The sequence below is a fragment of the Mesorhizobium sp. B3-2-1 genome, from assembly GCF_006439515.1.
GTDB lineage: Bacteria > Pseudomonadota > Alphaproteobacteria > Rhizobiales > Rhizobiaceae > Mesorhizobium.
In genome coordinates this window covers 36,825-55,252 of sequence record NZ_VFTI01000020.1, presented here as the reverse complement: position 1 = coordinate 55,252, position 18,428 = coordinate 36,825, and the positions used below count along the sequence as shown (strand labels likewise).

At 56.8% G+C, this 18,428-nt stretch carries 16 protein-coding genes and 1 tRNA gene; 6 read left to right on the top strand and 11 right to left on the bottom strand.

Going from position 1 to position 18,428, the window contains the following annotated elements:
• Positions 1-798 precede the first annotated feature (798 nt).
• The gene (locus FJW08_RS20530; protein WP_140812055.1) at positions 799-1,575 is read left to right on the top strand and encodes a hypothetical protein; all 777 of its coding nucleotides are present in this window, start codon (positions 799-801) and stop codon (positions 1,573-1,575) included.
• 119 nt (positions 1,576-1,694) lie between these two features.
• Here the strand turns inward: FJW08_RS20530 and FJW08_RS20525 are convergent, their stop codons facing one another.
• The gene (locus tag FJW08_RS20525) at positions 1,695-2,159 is read right to left on the bottom strand and encodes a hypothetical protein (RefSeq protein ID WP_140812054.1); all 465 of its coding nucleotides are present in this window, start codon (positions 2,157-2,159) and stop codon (positions 1,695-1,697) included.
• A 431-nt stretch (positions 2,160-2,590) separates the two neighbouring features.
• On the opposite strand from FJW08_RS20525, the gene FJW08_RS20520 reads away from it, so the two are divergent.
• On the top strand, positions 2,591-3,814 hold the full coding sequence (locus FJW08_RS20520; RefSeq protein WP_140812053.1) for a phospholipase D family protein: 1,224 nt from the start codon (positions 2,591-2,593) through the stop codon (positions 3,812-3,814).
• Here FJW08_RS20520 and FJW08_RS20515 read toward each other — a convergent pair.
• Positions 3,808-5,403, bottom strand: coding sequence for a hypothetical protein (locus FJW08_RS20515; protein WP_140812052.1), 1,596 nt, complete (start codon positions 5,401-5,403; stop codon positions 3,808-3,810). The two genes, FJW08_RS20520 and FJW08_RS20515, sit on opposite strands and share 7 nt — an antisense overlap.
• Before the next feature lie 5 nt (positions 5,404-5,408).
• Positions 5,409-6,767 (bottom strand): DNA methyltransferase, encoded by a 1,359-nt coding sequence (locus FJW08_RS20510; protein ID WP_140812051.1) that lies wholly within the window; start codon positions 6,765-6,767, stop codon positions 5,409-5,411.
• A gap of 512 nt (positions 6,768-7,279) precedes the next feature.
• Between FJW08_RS20510 and FJW08_RS20505 the strand changes: the two genes are divergently transcribed.
• The 3 genes from FJW08_RS20505 (at position 7,280) to FJW08_RS20495 (ending at position 9,419) form a co-directional block, all read left to right on the top strand.
• A complete protein-coding gene (locus tag FJW08_RS20505; RefSeq protein WP_140812050.1) occupies positions 7,280-7,642 on the top strand; it encodes a hypothetical protein in 363 nt (120 codons plus the stop codon).
• A 233-nt stretch (positions 7,643-7,875) separates the two neighbouring features.
• Entirely contained in the window at positions 7,876-8,553 is a 678-nt protein-coding gene (locus FJW08_RS20500; RefSeq protein ID WP_140812049.1) for a hypothetical protein, read from the top strand.
• 134 nt (positions 8,554-8,687) lie between these two features.
• Positions 8,688-9,419, top strand: coding sequence for a hypothetical protein (locus FJW08_RS20495; protein WP_140812048.1), 732 nt, complete (start codon positions 8,688-8,690; stop codon positions 9,417-9,419).
• On the opposite strand, the gene FJW08_RS20490 is transcribed toward FJW08_RS20495, so the two are convergent.
• From FJW08_RS20490 to FJW08_RS20450, 8 genes are all read right to left on the bottom strand, one after another.
• A complete protein-coding gene (locus FJW08_RS20490; RefSeq protein ID WP_140812047.1) occupies positions 9,420-10,445 on the bottom strand; it encodes a site-specific integrase in 1,026 nt (341 codons plus the stop codon).
• Positions 10,438-11,520, bottom strand: coding sequence for a hypothetical protein (locus FJW08_RS20485; RefSeq protein WP_140812046.1), 1,083 nt, complete (start codon positions 11,518-11,520; stop codon positions 10,438-10,440). The genes FJW08_RS20490 and FJW08_RS20485 overlap by 8 nt, the downstream gene beginning before the upstream one ends.
• Before the next feature lie 97 nt (positions 11,521-11,617).
• Positions 11,618-12,118, bottom strand: a complete 501-nt coding sequence (locus FJW08_RS20480; protein WP_246682453.1) for a hypothetical protein — start codon at positions 12,116-12,118, stop codon at positions 11,618-11,620.
• Positions 12,119-12,698: 580 nt separating this feature from the next.
• Positions 12,699-13,712, bottom strand: coding sequence for a hypothetical protein (locus FJW08_RS20475; protein ID WP_140812044.1), 1,014 nt, complete (start codon positions 13,710-13,712; stop codon positions 12,699-12,701).
• A gap of 318 nt (positions 13,713-14,030) precedes the next feature.
• Positions 14,031-14,207 carry a helix-turn-helix domain-containing protein gene (locus FJW08_RS32440; RefSeq protein WP_181182984.1) on the bottom strand — a complete coding sequence of 59 codons (177 nt, stop codon included), beginning with the start codon at positions 14,205-14,207 and terminating at the stop codon, positions 14,031-14,033.
• Positions 14,208-14,375: 168 nt separating this feature from the next.
• The gene (locus FJW08_RS20460; RefSeq protein ID WP_140812041.1) at positions 14,376-16,118 is read right to left on the bottom strand and encodes a site-specific integrase; all 1,743 of its coding nucleotides are present in this window, start codon (positions 16,116-16,118) and stop codon (positions 14,376-14,378) included.
• Between the two features lie 93 nt (positions 16,119-16,211).
• Positions 16,212-16,287 (bottom strand) — tRNA-Ala (locus FJW08_RS20455).
• A gap of 172 nt (positions 16,288-16,459) precedes the next feature.
• Entirely contained in the window at positions 16,460-16,849 is a 390-nt protein-coding gene (locus FJW08_RS20450) for a TIGR02300 family protein (RefSeq protein ID WP_140762759.1), read from the bottom strand.
• Between the two features lie 206 nt (positions 16,850-17,055).
• On the opposite strand from FJW08_RS20450, the gene aroA reads away from it, so the two are divergent.
• On the top strand, positions 17,056-18,414 hold the full coding sequence (gene aroA / locus FJW08_RS20445) for a 3-phosphoshikimate 1-carboxyvinyltransferase (protein WP_140812040.1): 1,359 nt from the start codon (positions 17,056-17,058) through the stop codon (positions 18,412-18,414).
• The last annotated feature ends 14 nt before the right edge of the window (positions 18,415-18,428 follow it).

Below are 18,428 nucleotides of genomic sequence, written 5' to 3'. Positions count from 1 at the left end.
CGCTACCTGATCGACAATGTCGACAGCCCCAGCGTTTCGCTGTCCGAGGTTATCGGCGCCGTGAGAAAGATATTTCCGCTTTGCGAGCTCACGGATTGGGAACTTGGCGACCACATAGCGCGAAGCGCGATCGATGCGGGATTTGCTATCGAGTTCGACGCCGACGTTCCGTGACCGTAGGAACGCGGTCGTCCCCCCAATTGTTGATTGAGGGTTGCATCCCAGATGCGCAACCGAAGCAATCGACGTCACCGCGAGCCGGAGACGTCACGCCAGATGAGGTACATTTGTAGAGTAAAGCCTTGAAATCAAAGGGGTTCCGTAAAACTCCCAGAGACTGTTTGGTGGAGCCAATCGGAAAATAACAAACCTCACCAAAAAATAAGCAGTATCAATGTCTTAGTCATCTCCCAAGTGCAGGAGTTGTAGCACCGAAATGTACCATGATCCAGTGGAAAATCTGGCCTTCCTCGGCACGAGGCCGCCATCAAAATTCCCACCAATTTTCAGTCGATAGAGCTCCTTTGTCCTCCGCCAATTTCGAACTGGGCCCGAAATTCAGCCAAGATCTTTGTGGCCATTTTGGCGGCCATACAGCCGCGTTCCGCTTTCTAGGATGAATTGTGGGCAAATCGAGTGCAAGGCGCCGCGCGCCCCTTTATTTCGGAAATGAACGGGTCCCAACGGAAATGGGAAGACTAATTCGCGACAGCTGCTGACGATGGCTGTCAGCAGAATAGCTCGCTATTATTGCGCGACGGCTGAAGCCCTGTCACACACCAAGGTGTTGGAGGGATCATGACACAGCATCAGCGTTTTCCGGAGGAAGTCTGCCAGAAGATTGGCAACTACGTTTATAGGCTTATCGATCCCCGTAATGGCGAAACCTTCTATGTCGGAAAGGGTCGGAACAACCGCGTCTTCGACCATGCGGAGGGCCTTCTCGACGTGGCCAGCGAGACCGAGCAGACGCTTGGTGCAAAAATGGATCGCATTCTAGCGATCAAGAATGCCGGCCTCTCGGTGGTTCATGTGATCCATAGGCATGAGATCCCTAACGACGCAGTCTTTGAAGTCGAGGCCGCTATCATTGACGCTTATGCGGGCCTAACGAACGTCCAGGGCGGTCATGCGAGCAGTGATCGCGGCCCCATGAACCACATCGAGCTCATCGACAAATACGCGCTGCCCGAATTTCCTACCGACCCCGATCATGCGCTCATGCTGATCAACGTTAATAAGCTCGATGACCGATCAGATCGAAGGGCCATCTACAATCAAGTCTGCTACTGCTGGCGGATATCGGAAAAGCATGCGAAGAGGGCGGACTACGTTCTGGCCGTTGTCCGGGGCGTCGTCGTTGGCGCGTTTCGTCCGCACAAATGGATGCAGGCGACCCCCGAAAACTTCCCCGACATCCCATATGCCGATGGCTCAGAGAGCCACCGTATCGGCTTTGTTGGGGAGGAAGCCCCCAATGACATCTGGTCGCTATATGTCGGCGAACGCGGGAAGCGGGTGACCAATCCTAAGCTCAGACACGTCCAGAACCCGGTTCGGTTCTGGAAATGCTGACGGCGTGCGGTCGATTTTTTCCTTACGCATGGCCGCTGGTTGCCTCGTGAACCAGGGTCCAACGATCCGACGCAATGTTCGGCCCAAGCATCCGGCAATCTAACAGGTATTCTCCTTGGTCATCCGCACTTCCAATTGGGCGCTGGTTCTACTCCCCAAAACGCTTTCCAGTCCTCTCTTGTGCAGGTCCCACTTTGGATCCGATCCAGAAGAGCTTTCCTCTTGGCCTCTTCGTTCCGAGATCGCTCCAAATCCTGGGTCTCTTTCTCGATTTTCTTCTGAAAGGCTTCCTTACCACGAGGGCTATCGCGAAATTCCTGACAGCCCGACGGTTCGGGCGCTGCAGGGAAGATTTTTCCTGGCCTGGAAAAGCCGCACCGTTCTGCCGCATAGACGGTGTCGTAGCTGATCCGAGCATTCTCTTGCGCGAACTCGGCGGCATCCTTCGCCTCCGCTTCGGCACGTTGCTGCTCAAAATACTCGGTGGCTTGCTTCCCTTTTCGAGCGTCTTCGCGCTCGTTCATAGTCGCGAAAAGATAAACCATGGTTCCGAGCAGGACCACGGTGGCTACTGCTGACCACACGAGGACAATCTCCGACCGCCTGCCCAATGCTTCCCCCTGAAATCATTTTTCAATTAAGGCTGTTGGAGCCAGCCTCTAGGCTGGACGGGCCCAAATCCAGTCGCAGAGCATATCAGAGGGGACATGTCGTCGCGAGGGCACCTCTATGTTTTGTATGCGTAGGATCGCCGCTGATAGCTAGACAGTCAGTTTAATTGCCGGAAGCCTGGCGCGCCGGTATGTCGCCCGTCAAATTAACCAATCGCCCAAAGTTCGCATACAGGCGAGGTGATTTCGCCCTGGCCGACCTTGGTCAAGATGGGCTGATGGATTGGATACTGACAAAAAGCTGCTGTTGCCGAGCCTTTGCTGGCGGGTGGCGAGGTGGTTTCAACCGAAGGAAAGCGTTTATAATTACGCTCTGCTGATTCTCACATCGAAATGATTTGCCCATGGAATTCATATCTCAGCCGACAGCGGCGTTTCGCCTTGGAAATTTTCTCATCGATAACTTTGCCCGCGATTGGACCCACTTCCGGGGTGCCGTAGCTTTTGTCAAAAGATCCGGAACCCGTCATATCAGAACAGGCTTAGCCGCTTTCAGTGCGAGGTCCAGCGCTGAGCTGATTGTGGGCATCGATCACAAGGGAACCACCACTGAAGGGCTGCGCGAGCTGCTCGATGCGACGGCTTTCCCGGGGCGCGTGCTTGTCGTGCACAACCGCCTCCGATTCACCTTCCATCCAAAGGTGTATCTCTTCAAGTCAGCCACAAGAGCGGAGGCGGTGGTCGGGTCTGGAAACCTAACGGAGGGTGGGCTCTTCACCAATTATGAGGCGGGTATCAAGCTTAGCCTTGATCGCTCCGTCACCGCTGATGCCGCTATTCTGGGATCAATTGAGGCGGCGCTAGACGCCTGGGCTGACGAGCGCTCGGGAGTGACGAAGGTCTTGGATAGCGCGCTGCTCGAACGACTGGTCGATCTCGGCTTGGTCATCCCGGAAGCCGTTGCTGCAGCGAATAATAATGGAGCCTCTGGTACGCCGAGTTCTGGGGCCACGGACGAAATCGCATCGATTTTCGGGGCTGTCGTCTCGCCGGGCGCACCACAGGTTCCGAACCTATCTGGAGCTGCCACGGCCCAGGCTGGATCGCAAACATCTACCGGCTCAGGTGCGCAGCCGAGTCAGCAGCCTGTAAGTCTCGGCCAGACCTTCGTGATGACGCTTAAGAACACTGACGTGGGGGTCGGGCAGACGACACGCGGAACTCAGCGTCGTTCACCCGAAATCTTTATTCCTCTCGCAGCTCGCGATGCCAATCCAAGCTTTTGGGACTGGCCCCGGGGATTTACGCCTGATCCAAATTGGGCGGGGAAACTGGATAGAAACGGCAGAGGGAAGATGGACCGGCACGTGAGGCTTCGCATGAATGGCGCAACCACGCCTGTGACTATTTGGTATAATCCTGACAAGAAAGACATCCGGATCAGGAGCGAAATTATTCGGAGCGCCGGTAGCATCGACGACATCTTGCTAATGCAGAAGGCTGCTGCAGGTTCGTCATACGACTACGATGTCTCCATTGTACAGCAGGGTACTCCACAATATCCCGCGACCATTGCACGCTGCACTCAGAGGCCACCAAACTCGCCAAAGCTTTTTGGCTACTACTGACCTTTTGTAAGTCTCACAATCTGCTCGGAGGGCATCGCGTTCCGTCGGAAAATGTCTCGCGATGCGAGCATTTCCATGCCTATGGGCGGCAGAGCCTTGAATCCAACCTCAGTTGCAATCGCCTGCAAATGGCCGGCAGTCTGAATCTCCACCAGTTCGCCCCCGGCTGTGGTCTGATTGTTACCCACCACCAAGAACATAGTGCCGTTCGGGCGTAGCATCGAATGCGATTGCTCCAGGACCGCCTTCATATCGAAAAAGTACTTGGAGAGAAGGGCCGCCATATTTCGACGGCGGAAACCAACGTTCGAGCTTTCGTTCAATTGGGCGACACGGTCGACCAACTCGCGGGTCTGAGAGGGAAGGCTGCCGCCGCCACTTTCGTAAGCCGCAAGGTAACGTTGCCTAATAGCCTCTGAGATCTCTCGATTCCCTATCATACGGGTATCAAGGCCACGATGCTTATCACGCGGCAGGAGGCCAAGGTAAATAAGGCTTAACCGGTCGGTATCCAAGTAGGGCAGCGCCGTCGCATATGGAGGCGAGGTGATTATGGCATCGACACGACCGACCAGGTCTGGGAACTGACGGCTGGCATTCCGCGCGTCCGATTCCCTTACATCAAAATTGCCCAACTGCGAAGAACCACGTTCGACCAGGAACCCAACAACAAGCTTTGTGCTGGCCAGAATTTCTCCAAGAAATTCGGCGGTCACCTCTCCCTGCTCGAACTCCTTTATTTCGCGACGAACCCTTAGATCGTCCGTTTTCTGCCAGGATACTCTCCTGATGATGTTGCTGAGGCTCAGTAGGAAAAATTCACGAATGTCCAGTCTATCGAGCGTACCGATAGCGCCATGAATCCGATCCAGTTCACCGAGAACGACGGGCGAAAACCATCTTTCCAGGTATGCCTGATCCTTCGCGGGCAGCGAGTCAGAATGGCCCCATTTGGCTTGAGACGTCCCGGTTGTAAGCGCTTGGTGGAGTTTGTCGTAGGCGGCAATCAAGGCTGTCGGGGCGAACTCTAAGGTCTTGCATTTGACCTTCGAAATGAATGCGGACAGCGGGTTCATGTCCAACCCAAAGCTGGCACGTCCTGAGATTCTTCCTTCAACCAGGGTCGTTCCGCTACCGCACATCGGATCAACTAAAATGCCATCTGTCGGTACACGGGCTATGTTGATAAGTGAGCGGACCAACTGCGGAAAGAATTTCCCTCGATACTCGTGAAGCCCGTGAGTTGCGTATCTTAGGGTGCGCTTGCTTGGAATCTTCTGGGGGACCAATTCGCGGACCCGGGCGGGCATGTCATGGATCGCCAATCCGTTGCGTGCGACGACAGAAGTCGCTTCAAATCGAAGCTGGCTGGTGAGGTCTTTGTCCTGATCGCCTACGGCGTGCCAGTATGCGAGGCTGTCCCTTAGCAGTCCGGCGCTCGTGCGTCCGGAAACGGAGAAGAGCGTTGCCGTCGCTTCATCTCCATTCAGGGGGTGGATACTGCCTTCCGATAGGACCTTAAGTTCCTCCAGGGCAAGCACCCTCTCGAACGGCTGGATGTGGCCCTTGATCCGACACGACAAGGTCATTGGCGCTACACTTTCTGGAGGATCAATACGTTTTCCGTTTTGATCTTCCCAATCTTAGGATTGAACGCTTTTCGAGTGGCTGCAATCGTCCGTTGGATCCGCTTCACCTCTCGGAATCCAACGGAAGCTCCAGCGTCAGAGATGAGGTCAGCGTTGTCTATCAGGCGACCGTCGAGTGTTGAGTTGCCAATTACAAAGCAGGCGAACTTGCGATCTTTCAGCCTCGCCCTGAGCCATACAAAAATCCGTTCGAACTCCGATTTGAACGTGGCCTCCGTCGCTCGGTCTGCGCCCTTGGAGCTATATTTTCTATGGCTTCCAATTTCGACCCGCTTGAACGCCTGTTGATCATGTTGCAGCCAAAGCAGCCGCGTACGATGATACAGGTGATAGCTGAAAGCGTTGGGATACGGTGGAGATGTAACGACAAGGTCGAACTGCTCCGTTGAAGGCGAGCTAAGGATGTCCCCTTCGAACAACGAGCAAGAAAAACGACTTTCTAAAATGTCGCCTAGCTCGCCTACAGCAACCAGTGCATTGTCCAACTGCGCAACGTAGCGCCGGACGGTATCTCCTGGTTCGATGGCCTTCTCCCTCCGAACATACCGGGTGTCCGAATCTTGCAGAGAGACCGACACTATGATTGCCGAGAGGCAGACCTGACAAAGCGTCCGCAACGCGTCCCCGTGCAAGGCGGAGATCATGTTGCTCAACTCGGCAAGCTCCTCGACAACATGCGGGTAAAACCAGAACTCACACATTTCTGGGTCTGGTCGCCAGCCGGCGGAGCGGAAGGGCAAGCCGTTGTAAAAAAGATCACTAGCGTCGGGCGTTATCGCCTCATGCAAGCGCGCACAAGCAGCCCGGTGTCGGGACACCTCTGTCATCTCTTCAAGGTTGAGCGCAGTCGTTTTAGCCTTGCTGATAAGGACTGCCAGGGGGTTGGCGTCGACACCAACGGCGTTGCGCTTGAGTTGCAGGGCCTCAAGCAGGGTAGTCCCGCTTCCGCAGAATATGTCGGCCACTGTCTCTCCGACAGACGACAGCTCTTGGATCAAGGCATTCGGGATTTGGGGAATGAATTTGGCGGGGTAGGGGTGGAGGCCATGGGTCAGGTATGCAGTTCGAGCGCCGACAAAATCCCAATCCAAGCGCTCGAGGCCTGGGAGCGACCTCAGTTCCTCTGGTGACGTGTCGGATTGATTGCCTGCATACGCTGCAATATTTGCAGCCTCACTCTCCGTAAAGGCTCGCCATCCATGGCGGTCCCGTTGCGGTTCGGCGACCTTGTTTTCTCGCAGCCATCTAAGCAGAGTGTCGCGATGGACGCCGGCTCTCGCAGCTACCTCAGCCGTGGACAGCATCACCCCTCCGACTATATGCACCTATAGGCGCGCCATGTGAATCACGCGGTGGCTCTTGGGTCAATAGGTCTGGGCAATCCACTTAGGGCCATCAACAGCTGGTTGGTTGCGGGCGCATCCGCTATGGCCCGCTGTGAAGTGACAACCGTTGCCCATCCTGCTAGGTCAGGCGTAGGTTCCATTTCGGCTCGCGAGGAATGGAACCATGAAGTACGGGAGGTTCTTGGTGCGATCCTTTTTCATCCGCGGCCTGCAATGTAGTTTTTGGTCACTGGACGATGGGCGCGCCGGGTGCTCGAGTCCGGACGTAGTCGTCCAAGCGATAGTCCTCGGAACTGGTCAGGACTATCGTCCATGATTGGTTGGTGGGTACGCCCATCTTCCGATGTCGTAAGCGCTCGATGGCGACAGCGCCGTGGATGGAGTGCGTGGGATATAGATTCGTAAGGTCTTGCGGCGACCTGGCTTTGCTGCTTTTTGATCGGCCTCGGTCGATGCCCTTGGGGGAAAGAATGAAGCAGCCAAAAATTGGTTCGAAAGAATGGAAGGGTCTGATCAAATCCAACGTCTGGGGGATCGAGCATGCGACCGGAGATCTTGTCTCGGTCACGATCTACAACGGTGGCGACATGACGCTTTGGAAGAACGGCACGCCCCGTCAGTCCAGGGGGCACAGCGGGAGCCGCGCAGAGGCCAGCACGGTTTTCGGCTTGACCGATACAGTGGAGATATCTGTGAGACTCGATCTTCCACCTGCTAAAGAGGCCGGACTAAGAGAAAGGTCCGCCAACCGCAAGGCTGAGATTTCTGCGGCGGCAAACACAACCGGCGTTTCTTCCGCTACCGGCGGGACTGGGGATTCAAACAACGAGTAAGGTCCTCGGCGAGGCGCGCCGTCGTGGTGCACCAACTTGCCGCTCCCTCGATTGCCTGTGTTAATACCAGGCCATGCGCATCACCAAGGCACAGCGGCAGCACGTGATGCCGTCAAAAAGGAAGTCTGCGACGGGGATGCAACGATGCCTTCCGGACTGACTGCTCAATAACGTGGCGGGTGCAAAGATGAAATTTCAATCGGTGAGCCGTGAGCATGGCTAGGCCAGGGGCCATGCAGTACGACGAAGTCTATGAAGCGCTCGCGGCGCTCTATTTACGGCTTGGTGGATATTTCGTCACCGGCCTCATCCTACATTCGGAAAGGAAGGGTCAAAACAAGGGTGAGATCGATTGGCTCGCAGTCCGGCATCCGTTTCATGCCCAAGAGGCCCGTGGCGTCGCAGCGCCTGAGTTCCTAGGACTGAAGCATGGCCTGACCGATGTCATCTTATGCGAGGTTAAAAGTAGCAACAGGGGCTTCAATAAGTCCACTCGAAAGCCTGAAAGCGTAGAGGATGCGCTGCACTGGGCGGGCGTTTTTTCTGATGACCAAGTTGCTACCGTGACACGTCAATTCCTGCCGCTTCTAGAAGACGATGCGAGATATGACGTCGGGCGAGAGGGAGTGACAGAGGGCGGTGTTCGGGTGCGGCCACTGTTGTGTTGTCCTTCGCTTTCAGTCGATGACACCAAACGTTGGTGCCTGACGGGGGACGAAATAATGCGCTTCTTGGACGAGTGCCTCGATCCGGCCAAAGCACCCCTTACATGCAGGAGGAAGTATGGATACGAACTTTGGGGTCAGTCCTTTGAAGACGTTGTCCGGTGGGTTAAGGAGCGGCGAAAGGACAAGCCGCCAACTGTAGCGGAATTGCTCAATCACTTGACCAATCTAGAGAAGTCACGCTGACCCTCTTAGTTCGATGATCACAAGCTTCTGCACTGAACGCAAGATTCCGTCTACAGGACACTCCTCCAGTCGGAAGGAGGTCAGCACCGAGCTGTCATGCTATGGTCCCAGAAATTGTCCACGGCGGACGCCCTATGACCGATGTAGAAGAAATTCCTACCACGCTGCTTGATCACCTCCGCCTAGCGCGCGGATCGAGTGACATTGCCGAAGGCTTGAACGCGGCCCAGCTCAAGAGCGCCTACGACTTGCAGCGGGGGCCTTTCCGAAAGCGGCCATATTTTGTTTCTCACTCCGGCATAGCCCGAACTCAGGACGCATCAAACCGGGCGGAAGAGTGGCTCGCGAGACGGCTCTGCCAACAGGGGGAGTTGCACCTTCCTGACGGGAACCTGCTACAGCTCATTGACTACCAATTCCCCCTGAAGGCCGAGCGTTCAGATGCTGGAATTGGGAAGATAGATCTCATCGGGATATGCGACGGGGCCTTCGGTCTGGTCGAGCTGAAGGTCGGGCGCAGCAACGAGAGCCCTGTCATCGCACTTATAGAATTGCTCGCCTACGCGGCTGTCGTTCGTGACAATCTTGAGGCTATCAGCAGTGAGGCAATGGCGAAAGGGCGATGCACGCACGCTCTTGCTACCACCCGCAACTTCATAGTTGCCCCATTGCAGTTTTGGGCCAAGTGGACCGTTGGTCGCCGCGCTTCTAGGTGGGCTCAGTTCTGCGATATTCAACGTGAACTGAGCCGACATGTCATGATCGACTGTCTTGTCTTGCACCCCGACCCGGCGCAAGCAAGCGAAACAGAACGGTTTGAATGTCATCGGGTGGATTTGAGCTCAGAAGCCTCCCACTTCACCTAGCTAGAGGATGGCTCCTGCCGCATTGCTTGTGAACATGTCGCTATCGCGCACGTATCGGGCGAGCATCGCGTCGGAAGCGTGGCCCGTCTGAGCCCTGATCTTCCATGTTGATGCCCCCGCCATCGCCGCGCTGGTCACAAAGCCCGCGCGAAGGCTGTGGCCGGAATAACCAGCGGGATCGATCCCCGCTGCAACCAACCCTTCCTTTAGGACCAGCGCGACGGCCTCACCGGAAAGGCGTTGGTCGCTGATGCGCCCGTGTCGATTGATGCACCGGAAAAGCGGACCGGCCTCAGCGGAAGTTAACGATAGCCACTGATCTAGCGCACCAACTGGACACCAGCGAGTTCGACCGAAGGGAATGCCTATCTTTCTACCCTCAGCCAGCTGATCAGTTTTCGAGCGACGAAGATGGACAATCAATCCCTGCCGCGCTCGTTCGATATCTTTAACATCAAGGCCGACCAACTCGGATCGCCGAAAGCCGCCAGCAAAGCCGATCAACAATAAAGCCCGGTCCCTTATGCTCTTTGGCTCATCGCCCATTCGCTCAAGAACTAGAAAAAGGTCATCGCGCAGCAATGGCTTTGCCTCGGCTTGCGCGGTGCCACGAGTGCGTTTGATGCCTCGGATCGTAGCGCGGACCAGCTCTGACGCGGTCGGGCTAGGTAGGCCCTTCGCCGCATGCGCCTTGGATATGGTTGCGAGCCTGCGAACCAGAGTTGCCACGCTCAATGTCTCAGCATGTTCGGCCAGATAACTAGCAACTGTGAGGTCATTAGCCGGAATGGTCGCGCCCCAGGCCTCGAAATCAGCTAGATCGGCTGCGTAGGCGCGCTTGGTATTTACTGCCAGTCCCCGCTCGACGTATCCGGCGACCTTTTCCGACAACTTCTGTGTGAAGTTAATTTCACAAGGTCCGGGACGCTTTTGCCCTCCCGGCGGTTGGCTGTCGTTGAGATCAAGTTCGTCAGTTTTAGATCGCGATAAGAGGAGATTATCACGAGTTAGACGGTTCTTAGACATGTTGGCGCTCCTCGTTCAGGAGCGAGATATCGGCGCGAAGCAGTGAGATGATTTCGGTGGCGTTTGGACAATACGGACCCTGACATTCGATCTCCCAAGATCGCCGTAGTTCGTCCGCCACGGGCCACCGATAGTGGTTCCGCAATCGCTCGCCCTCGACTGCAAACAGGATATCGCCGATAAACTTGATGCGCTGCGCAGGCGGGACATGACTTCGAACCCAGTGTGCCGTGTCACAGTCGCGCCCAAGAAACTGTTTCAGCGCACGCTGCCCTTCGCGGGAATAAACGTCCAGCGCCCAACTCGGCAGCGGACCGCACATGATTTCGGGAGGAAAATCGTCATCCTCAATCACCGTCGGCTGCTCGGGCTTCAGTGACGCCAGCAGAACGACCAGCGAGCACAAGACCTGCCCAGTTCTGCGAAAACCCTCCCGCGCAATCTCGACCAAGGTGTGGGGATGACCTGCTTCGCAAAGATCATCGAAGACAATTTGGGGCGAGCCCTTGCGCGACCGCAGGTGAGGCGACCGGCAACGATCCGTTCCCAGACCATACCACAGGGCCAGTGCACGCTTGGGCAACGGAGCGTCGCTCCTGACGATCCCGAGCAGTTCGGAGATCGTCCTATACGTAAGCCCTAACCGAAGATGTTCATATGCGGGGTGCCGCTCGGAAAGCATGAGCAGATCGTCAGCGCTCCGGCATTTCCGCGCGTCTACCAACCGCTCTACGATAAAGCTGCCGACGGCCCAGTCTCCACCGACCTTGGCTCGGAAGGTTTTCCCCGCGAGAGCGGCGACTACGAGACTGATAGTGTCCAGGTCCGCGACGCCGACATCTTCGAACGCGGTGACAGCACAACGCCGCCAGAACCCATCATGAGACTGCCGAAGCAGCGTGGCGGCGGCCTGCAATGCGAATTGTCGATGCCCGCGCCGTATCGCTTTTTGAAGCAGCGCCATGGCCACCCAGGGCGAAATGCCGTCGAGAGGATCGGGGCCTGGCGGTTCGTGGTGAAGCAGCTGCTGTGTAAGCTCGTCTCGTAGGCTGGCAAGGATATCGGGACCGTTCATTGTCTTCCTCCTTGAGGGTTCAAGGGGAGACCTGAGAACTTGCGTCCCACTAAATATTATAGATCCTTAACATCGCAAAACAATGTTATAACGCCGATCACCTGCTTTGAAGAGCTTTTTGCTGGTTCATTAGGTCATATAGATCAGTGACCGGGTCTGTTGGGCCAAGCCATTTCGACAATGTCCACCCTTTGGAAATTAAAAACTTAGTTGTCGCGACGTATGCGTATTCTCCAGCTACATCAAGAATTATCAAGGTCTCGCCGTGGTCCACCTTCCAACAATCGAACTTCCGCGCTTGTTGCGCCTTCCCGTCGCTGGCTAGTAGCAATGTGAGATTGATGTCTTCTGTTGAGTGGGGGCAGATAATCGCCCAGTCACCACCTACTTGCACTTTGCCTTCCGAGAGTTGTGGAACACTCGCGGGCTTTTGCGGTGAGTTCAGAGGGTTTGGTTCTTGAACCCTATCCAACGTATCCATTTCAACCTGACCGCTTACGCTCTTCCCGTTCCGCCAATTGATAAATAAGTGCGTTGCCGCAAACGCTGCAAAAAAGACAACTACGAGACAGGACAGTAGCAGGGAAGTTTTGGCCAACCTCGGCCAGCCTCTTCTAGGCTCGGTGGCGCGAGGATTAATGCGATTTGCGCGGAGCCCAGAAGGTGTTGGCAATCCACGGCTATTTTTTTTGGTGCCATGGACAAATGGCCCGATCTCTGTCGCCAACTGTCGAGCCTGGTCCCTTGCTGCCAACAGCGGATGGCCGCAGTTTGGACAAGCCACCGCTTTGGGTGAAAGAGGTTTGTCGCAGGCCGGACACGGAACAAGTTCTAGAGCCACTGCCTCCCCCCGGAGATCCTCCTTCGCAGCGTAGCCCACGTTACTCCTAGTGTAAAATTACTGCCTTCGAGGATGGCAGAGACAAGAAAATGTCTCCCACAAGAAAGCCTGCGACAAGAGCCTATGGTTGAAAGGGCATTCGTTGCGCACCACGCAATCTTTCACACCCACGCGCGACAACCCCACCGAGGAAAGCCGCTTCCCTAAGCTATTGAAAATCGCAAGGTATTCGCTTCAAAGGCGCTTCCCCAACCCCCTTGGCTAGGCCTAACTGCTCGTGTCCCGGGGCCTGTCCCAAGTGACGATTTGCGGCACGAAGACTACAACCTACGCCGGTCTAATACTTGGCTTTCTTGAAAAAGATATTTTTGGGCAAAGGCGGATCGTCAGTCCCATCCTCAAGCGACAAAGAAAGCGCTTTGGCAGTGACATCCCACGCTGCCGCATCCTCGTCGCTCCAGTCGGCGCTTTTCGATTTGCCACTTTTCCCATTGTACCAGTTAGCGACGTAGAGTTCGTACAGAGCGTGCTTCTCGATCTTCTTCTGCAATGACCAAGATGGCCATCCGGGATACATCTCCGACGGATGCCTGACGCATTTCTGATGCGGTCCCGATTTCTTGGGAAATTTTGCCAAGGAATTATCGAACTGTTTTGCCTTATGTGCAGCTACCAGTTCGTCCATTTCAACGTTCTCAGTGGCCACCGATGAGCCTTGAGGTTCGGGCGTCTTTGCGGCTGTGGCATCGAGCAGGCCTTTCCCCTTCAGAGTTTTCCCTTTTTGAATTGTCTTCCCGGCCTTTCCCTTCCCTTTTGTTGCCTGAAGAAAGGTAGAAGTAGATGACTTGGTAGGAGTGGAAGGAAGGGAAGTGTGATCGGTTCCGTCACCAATTCCGTCAGGCGCTCCGTCAACCTTTCCACCAATCGTTCCCGCAGCCGTTCCATCAACGGTTCCGTCATTTCCCAATTTTTGACCGGTTGTTTGCGCGCCTTGAAGGCGTGTCAGATCGGCAGCGGTGCCGACAAATCCCAGGGCGAGGGCTGTGGGCCGTAGGAACGCGCAGACTGTGGTTCCTGCAAGCCGATGGCGTTCCCGTTCGATCAGCCCGGCCTCCACCAGTTTTTTGAGCGAGCGCTCCAGTTTGCTCTCAGAGATGTTGCCCATCCATATGCGCCACGTGCGATGAGGATATGCCACCCACTTACCGGACTTGCCGGGGACGCGGGCGGACGATCCCCGCCAGCGGAAGCGGATTTCCTTCAGGAGCGTCATGGCGTCCTTTTCCTGCAGCGCCCAGAACTTAAACGCGCCCGGCTCGTCCAACGCATATTTCGTCTTCGGATTAGTCATTTGCGCACCCACCAGTGGGAGGAGCGGTTCTGCTGATCTTCCGGTGAGCCGCCGTCGAAACGACCCATGCTTCTGCATCAGCGTGCTTGTACAGCAATTGGCGACTGCGCCGGATCCGGGACGGGGTCAATCCAGCTGCCTGATATCGCCGGATCGTGCGAACCGAGACGCCAAGCATTGCTGCCAATTCCTCAATGGAAACCAGGTTTGTGGGAAAGACAGGAACCGGTGCCCGACTGTTATCTCCGAGTGGCGTCGAATGTCCGCTCATCGCTTTTTCTTGCCTAATTCATCGCTAACGCTGTCACAGTTGTGTAATTAGCGGACCGTCGATAGGCGGCGCATTGAGCCCAGCCATTCGGCGAGGTCGTCCTTATCGTAGACGACAATGCGCTTCCCGATCTTGGCGTGCGGAGGACCCTCGCCGCGCAATCTCATTTTGGAAAGTGTCGAGGGCGAAATGCCGACATAGCGCGCGGCTTCGTTCGTCCTCATGATTTGAGGTTGCGTTTCCATTGATCGTCCTGGTGGCTTGCGGTAGTTTCCGGCACCGTAAGACGCGATCCTTAGGCTCAGCAATAGCGCTGTCATGAGCCGGTCGGAGTTTGCAACCAGGTCTTCGACACGCGCTAGTTTAACAGGCTACATAACTGGCTGACTTTGCTAGACAATCAGCTTCGCGGGGCGCAGATAGGTCAAATCCAGGCCCGGATATGAAACCTTGGCCATCGCGTCGACATGAAGATCTGGATCGGATTTGTCGCCGTAGTTGTCGCTTGTCACCGTGCCTTGGCTCCATCCCCCGAGAGCCTTCAAGGTGTCGGGCCCAGCTTCGCTTCGGCGCAAGGCATCGCGAAAACTGTGCCTAAAGCTGTAAAATGTCTGTTTCGGGCCAACGCTAATCGCTCCCTTTAGGAAGGTGTCGCGGAAACGCTTCAGCGAATAGGACGCCCAATTACCGTACACGTCCTTTTTCAGGCCGCTGAATAAACGCTCTGCCTTAGCTTTCTGCTTGGCTTTGGCAAGATCGACAAAGCCCAGCGCTATCAGCTCGGGATGAATTGGTATTTTCCTTCGGCTTGCCGCTGTTTTTAGGGTCTTTGCGGGCTGGTCCAGTCCGGCGTCATCGTCATCTGCCGACGCGATCACGTCGACATACCACGCGCCCTTAATCGAACATTTCACGTCGGATGGGAGCATTTGACATATTTCGTTCGGGCGCATGCCCATGAACAAGCTGAGCAACGGCAGCCAATAGCGCCATTCGCGGTCCGGCTTGGCATAGGGCACCGGAGCGTCCGGGGCGCAGCTCATATAAAAGGAACTGCCGAAAAATGCCTTGATCTGGTCGAGTGTGAATGGTGGTCGCTTGTCTTCCGCCCGCTCGGCATCGCGCTTGAGCGGGCGCAAGGTCTCGGCAGGATTATGCGGCAAAAGCCGCTTCAGCTCAGCCAACCGCAGGATGCCTCGCAGCGTGTCCAAATACGTCGCTTGCGTAATAGGAGATAGCATGGGTTTGCCCTCGTCCCCTCCCTTCTTGATGGCTGCTTCAAGTCCAAGTCCTGGGTAATGCTTCGTCCGGTTGCTGGGCGTTCTCGCTAAAAGGCTTCGGGCGCGTAAGCACAGATCGTAGTCAATGCTGGACACGAGAGTGTCGTCGCCAATCAGCTCACGCACGAGCGTGACCTGTGCTTTAATCTTGTCCACCCATTTGGTCGACATGCCGTTGGCCTCCGCCTCTTCGATCTGCATCGTCTGATATTGATCAGCCAACTTTGCGAAACGAACTGGCTTGGGGCGGGCAGGATCAAACGCGTTGTCGAAAAAATTCTCGCCGAAGTCGTTCTGGTAGCGCGCCAACCTGCGGCGGCTGAGTTCGAGCAGTCCGCGCCGTACCACCTCCGAAAGGCGAGCGTTGGTTGCGGTCGACACCGACTTTGGGTCTTGTCCGGCCTCAGTGAGCACCTTTCCACCAATCGCACCGATCCACTCATCGGCACGAAAATCGTCAGGGTCGCACAAGATCGAGATATCCCGTTCGATGTTTTCGACCGCATCTTTCCGTTCTGCAGTGGTGGATGGGATCGTGGTCTCTCGCTCCTCGAATTGCCGTGAATTGCTTGCGACGTAGGCTCGAACGAGTTCAAGCAGTTCCTGGTCTCCGAGGGCCGCCTCCGACAGCTGGATGATGGGTTGCGGTTCCCCGGTTTCGAGGGACGCGAATTTCGCGCTCCATGTCACGTCCTCGACTTCGCGAAGCTTCTTGGCTTTCTTTTTCTCCGTCGTGTGCAGCGAGTGGAAAATCATGGATCGACCCATCGCCTGCACGAGGTGCTTCGGTACTGCGCGTCGGTAGTACCAAGTGCCTTTGCGGCATTGCAGATGGGTATCGGCCACGTCTTTCATGCTCCGAGTTGTATCACTAAAGTGATGCACACGGGAGGTGTAAGGCGTTGAATTTGCTAATATCTAAGCGTTACATGGGCTTAGAAGACTGTTTGGTGGAGCCAATCGGAATCGAACCGACGACCTCTTGAATGCCATTCAAGCGCTCTCCCAACTGAGCTATGGCCCCACTCCCGGCAGTCAGCCGGCGCCGTTTCCGGCGAGAGATCGGCGCGGGTTGGAAGACCGCGCCGTTAGTGCAGGCGGCTTCTAACCCCGCCTTTCCCAGATATCAAGCCTTCATCGCCGGCTTTTTCTTCACAGGCCGTGAAAGCCGGCAAACGCTTGCGTTCGAGACCTTGTCAGACCTCGTCGTCGTCGTCGCCGACGCCGATCATGTCGGAAACGTCGTCTTCTTCTTCCTCTTCGTCGGCAAGGAACGTATCGTCCTCGTCGTCGCCGAGATCGACATCATCCTCGTCATCACCGAGATCGGGAAGATCGTCGCTCTTGGTATCGTCTTCCGCCTCTTCGAGCGAGACGACCTCGACGCCCTCTTCGTCCTCGGCGTCCACTTCCTTCTCGGCCACTTCCTCCTCCTCCTCGACGGCGGCGATCTTGCCTTCCTCGAAATAGGAGCGCGGATAGGTCTTGCCCGTATAGGGCGAGACGATCGGGTCTTTGTTCAGGTCGTAGAATTTCCGGCCCGTTTCCGGGTCGATGCGTTTTGTGCCAAGTTCGGTTTTTGCCACGGCAAGCCTCGTCGATAAAAGAGTGGTCCCCTTAACCACAGTTTGCAGCGCTGTCAAAGCGAAAAGCCGGCGTCACAAAACCAAGCACTGAAAGGCCTCGCGCCAAGTGACGAGCATGGGGATGACCATTTCGCCTCGCCGTGATACGAGACCGCCGCAACAAATGAAAAGCGCCGGTCAGCCGGCATTCCGTCCAGGGAAATTCCATGTCTCACGCCGCCGCTGCCAAGCCGGCCACCGCCCGCAAGTCACCAGCCCTTTCCGGCACCGCCCGCGTGCCGGGCGACAAGTCGATCTCGCACCGCTCCTTCATGTTCGGGGGGCTCGCCTCCGGCGAAACCCGCATCACCGGCCTGCTCGAGGGCGAGGACGTGATGCGCACGGGCGCGGCCATGAAGGCGATGGGCGCGCATATAGAGAAGCACGGCGCCGAATGGGTGATCCGCGGCACCGGCAACGGCGCGCTGCTGCAGCCGGAAGGCCCGCTCGACTTCGGCAATGCCGGCACCGGCTCGCGGCTGACCATGGGCCTCGTCGGCACTTACGACATGGAAACGACCTTCATCGGCGATGCTTCGCTGTCCGGCCGGCCGATGGGCCGCGTGCTGGAACCCTTGCGCCAGATGGGCGTGCAGGTGCTGAAGGCCACGCCCGGCGACCGCATGCCGATCACGCTGCATGGCCCGAAGCACGCCGCCCCGATCACCTACCGCGTGCCGATGGCGTCGGCGCAGGTGAAGTCGGCGGTACTGCTGGCCGGCCTCAACACGCCGGGCATCACCACGGTGATCGAGCCTGTCATGACGCGCGACCATACCGAAAAGATGCTGAAAGGCTTTGGCGCCAATCTGTCGGTCGAAACCGACGAACGCGGCGTGCGCCACATCTTCATCGAAGGCCAGGGCAAGCTCACCGGCCAGACCATCGCGGTGCCGGGTGACCCTTCCTCGGCCGGTTTTCCGCTGGTGGCGGCGCTGATCGTGCCGGGCTCGGACATCACGATCGAGAACGTGCTGATGAACCCGACCCGCACCGGCCTGCTTCTCACGCTGCAGGAGATGGGCGGCCAGATCGACGTCTTGAATCCGCGCAATGCCGGCGGCGAGGATGTCGCCGACCTACGCGTGCGTTACTCCGAGCTGAAAGGCGTCACCGTGCCGCCGGAGCGGGCGCCGTCGATGATCGACGAGTATCCGGTGCTGGCCGTTGCCGCGAGCTTCGCCGAGGGCGAGACGCTGATGCAAGGGCTGGAAGAGCTGCGGGTGAAGGAATCCGACCGGCTGTCGGCGGTGGCCAACGGGCTGAAGCTCAACGGCGTCGACTGCACCGAGGGCGAAGCTTCGCTCGCCGTGCGCGGCAAACCCGGCGGCAAGGGCCTGGGAGGCCATCCCAACGGCCTGGATACGACCGTGCAGACGCATCTCGACCACCGCATCGCCATGAGCTTTCTGGTGATGGGACTGGCGACGGAAAAGCCGGTGACGATCGATGACCAGGCGATGATCGCGACGAGCTTTCCGGAGTTCATGGGGCTGATGAAGGGGCTTGGCGCGGAGATTTCCTAAACTCACAGTGCCGT